Raw genomic sequence first — 2,464 nt, 5'->3', positions numbered from 1 at the left:
GGCGCTGCGTTCTTCCACGAGGTCCCGGCGAACAACACCCGCTTCGTCGACGGCTATTTCACGGGCCTCGGCCCGATCGTCGGCGCGGCTGTCGCTGCGGTGCTCCAGGTCGGCAAGGGTAGCAGCGCACAGCAGGAGGCTAACCTAGCGACCGCGCTCGATAAGCTGCCGCCTGTGACAGCTACCGCCGAGCCCAAATCCGAGGGCTGATCAAGTCGCCCCGCTTGGGGTGGTGGTGAGCGCGGCGACCTATCGCAGGGTCTGCCGTTCTCAGGACAGCAGACCCTGCGGCCGGTCCCATCGGGGGATGCCAACCGGCAAGGCCCCATACCAACGGCTAACGAAGCCGTCATCTTCGAAAGGATAGAGCTATGGACGTTGCACTTGTGCAGCGCCGTCTCGGCGTGCGCGCTGACGGCGCCTTCGGCCCGGTGACGTTGACCGCGCTGGTGCGAAAGCTCGGCGCACCGGCCGCGACCGCCGCGGGGCTTGGGGCTGGTGTATCTGCCCTGGAGGGTGCGATTATCCTGGACGCGCCCTTGCGGCTTGCTCATTTCCTCGCGCAGGCTGGCCATGAGTCGGCAGGCTTCACGCGGATGTACGAAATCTGGGGCCCGACGCCTGCGCAGCGGCGATACGAAGGTCGGGCCGATCTAGGCAACGTCAAGGCGGGCGACGGCTTCCGGTACCGCGGGCGCGGCATTCTGCAGATCACGGGCCGTGACAACTATCGCCGGTTCGGCAAGCTGATCGGCGTCGACATCGAAAGCCAGCCGGACCGGGCGGCGGAGCCCGCGATCGCGATCGCCCTTGCCTGTGCATACTGGACCTCGCGCCGGATCAATGCGGCAGCGGATCGCGACGACATTGAGGCCGTGACGAAGCTGATCAACGGCGGGCTCAACGGCATAAACGATCGGCTCCAGCGGCTGGAGCGCGCGAAGGCCATTCTGCTGTGACCCGCCTTCTGTCGTCCAAGCTCGCCGAATTCCGGCCGGGCCGCGTGGCCTTCTGGTGTCCGGGGTGCGGCTATGAGCACTTGGTCGTGGTCCAATCCACCACGGGCGAGCCGGTGTGGGGTTTTAACGGCAATCATGAGGTGCCGACATTCACGCCCAGCGTGCTGGTACGGACCGGTCGCGCCGTGGACCCGGCTTTCATTCCCGAATCTGGTGACCCGCCCGAGGTCTGCCATTCCTTCGTTACCGATGGGCGCATCCAGTTCCTCGGGGACTGCACGCACCATCTGGCAGGGCAGACGGTGGACATGCCGGAGTATCCGCAATGTCGTGGCTGATCCTGCTCCGCCGGTTCTGGCCCGCCCTGATCGTTCTGGCGCTCGGCCTATGGGCGGCGCGGCTCGACCATCTGCGTGCCGATCATCTCCAGACGCTGACCAATGAGCGCGCAGCCTGGTCTGCGGCAATCGCGGACGCGGACAAAGCTCGCTTCGCCGATCAGGCACGCTTCGCCCAGCAGCAGGCCACCGCCGCCCAGACCTATGCCGCCACGCTGGCCGCACGCCAGCCCCTCATCGTCCACTCGAAAGACACGGTGACACGCTATGCGCAGACTGATGCTGGTCGCGCTCTGTGTCGCGCCCCTGACCGGGTGCGCGACATCGACGCGCTCGATGCCCTACTCGCCCGAGATCCCGCCGCCCCCGGCCGCAGCGGGCGAGCCGTGCCGACCGACGGCGCAGCGCCGCCAGCCGGACGGTAGCGCCACAGCGGCCGACGACGACGCAACCATCCGCGACGGACGGTTCGACCTGGCCGACTGTGACGCCAAGCGCCGGCTTCTCTGGGACGCCTGGCCGACCAACTCCCCGCACCCTCGAAAGGACTGACCATGGCTGACGTATTTTCTTCCTCGGCGGACACGGTGTCCAGCCCCGCCACGCGCGCCGTCGCGATCACCCCAAGCGATTCCACGGACCTGCCCGACATTCCGAAGGGGGTCTATGTCGGCACGGGCGGCGATATTACGATGATCGGCGTGGGCGCTCCAGCGTCCGCCACTGGCGTGACTTGGAAGAATGTGCCAGCCGGGGCGCTGATCCCCTTCCGCCCGCGTCGCATTCTGGCGACCGGTACCACGGCTGCCTCCATGCTGGGGCTCTACTGATGCCGGGCCTCGGCATCGGCCTGGGCATTGGCCTGGGCGGCGGTATCGGCGCAGCCGGTCTGATCGCCAGCAAAGCAACCTATCTCGTCAACATCTCTCAGGGCGCGTTGATTGCTGCGCTGGCCGACCCGTTCGGCACGGGATCCACCTATTCGGTTGTCGGCACTCCGCCATCGCAGCTTGCGCTATCTGATGGCAAGATTGTCGCGGGATCGGGTGCCCAGGTCGAAGGACAGGCGACAATCGTCATTCGTGCGTCCAAGGGGCAGCGAGCGATTGAAGAGCCATTGACGTTCACAGCGCAAGCGGCGTCGGTCACACCAACACCAACACCAAC

The 2,464-nt window shown here is 66.7% G+C and carries 6 protein-coding genes; all 6 read left to right on the top strand.

Going from position 1 to position 2,464, the window contains the following annotated elements; all coding sequences use genetic code 11:
- A partial coding sequence (locus tag GGQ89_RS19725; protein WP_184107187.1) for a hypothetical protein occupies nt 1–210 on the top strand: 210 nt, incomplete at its 5' end.
- Between the two features lie 176 nt (nt 211–386).
- Nucleotides 387–959, top strand: coding sequence for a glycoside hydrolase family 19 protein (locus GGQ89_RS19720; protein WP_338112256.1), 573 nt, complete (start codon nt 387–389; stop codon nt 957–959).
- The gene (locus tag GGQ89_RS19715) at nt 956–1,297 is read left to right on the top strand and encodes a ubiquitination-like system serine protease family protein (protein WP_338112255.1); all 342 of its coding nucleotides are present in this window, start codon (nt 956–958) and stop codon (nt 1,295–1,297) included. Before GGQ89_RS19720 ends, GGQ89_RS19715 begins: the two co-directional genes overlap by 4 nt.
- Nucleotides 1,285–1,722 (top strand): hypothetical protein, encoded by a 438-nt coding sequence (locus GGQ89_RS19710; RefSeq protein ID WP_184107183.1) that lies wholly within the window; start codon nt 1,285–1,287, stop codon nt 1,720–1,722. The genes GGQ89_RS19715 and GGQ89_RS19710 overlap by 13 nt, the downstream gene beginning before the upstream one ends.
- Nucleotides 1,723–1,851: 129 nt before the next feature.
- The gene (locus GGQ89_RS19705; protein ID WP_184107181.1) at nt 1,852–2,127 is read left to right on the top strand and encodes a spike base protein, RCAP_Rcc01079 family; all 276 of its coding nucleotides are present in this window, start codon (nt 1,852–1,854) and stop codon (nt 2,125–2,127) included.
- Nucleotides 2,127–2,464 (top strand): hypothetical protein (locus GGQ89_RS19700; RefSeq protein ID WP_184107179.1); only part of this gene is annotated, 338 nt, incomplete at its 3' end. The genes GGQ89_RS19705 and GGQ89_RS19700, both read left to right, overlap by 1 nt.

Source organism: Sphingomonas yabuuchiae, assembly GCF_014199595.1.
GTDB classification, from domain to species: Bacteria; Pseudomonadota; Alphaproteobacteria; order Sphingomonadales; family Sphingomonadaceae; genus Sphingomonas; species Sphingomonas yabuuchiae.
This window is presented reverse-complemented; position numbering and strand designations above follow the sequence as displayed.

Excerpts from the sequence above, each read along its gene's own strand:
- GGQ89_RS19710 (WP_184107183.1), top strand. The coding sequence starts at position 1,285 with ATGTCGTGGCTGATCCTGCTCCGCCGGTTCTGGCCCGCCCTGATCGTT.
- GGQ89_RS19705 (WP_184107181.1), top strand. The coding sequence starts at position 1,852 with ATGGCTGACGTATTTTCTTCCTCGGCGGACACGGTGTCCAGCCCCGCC.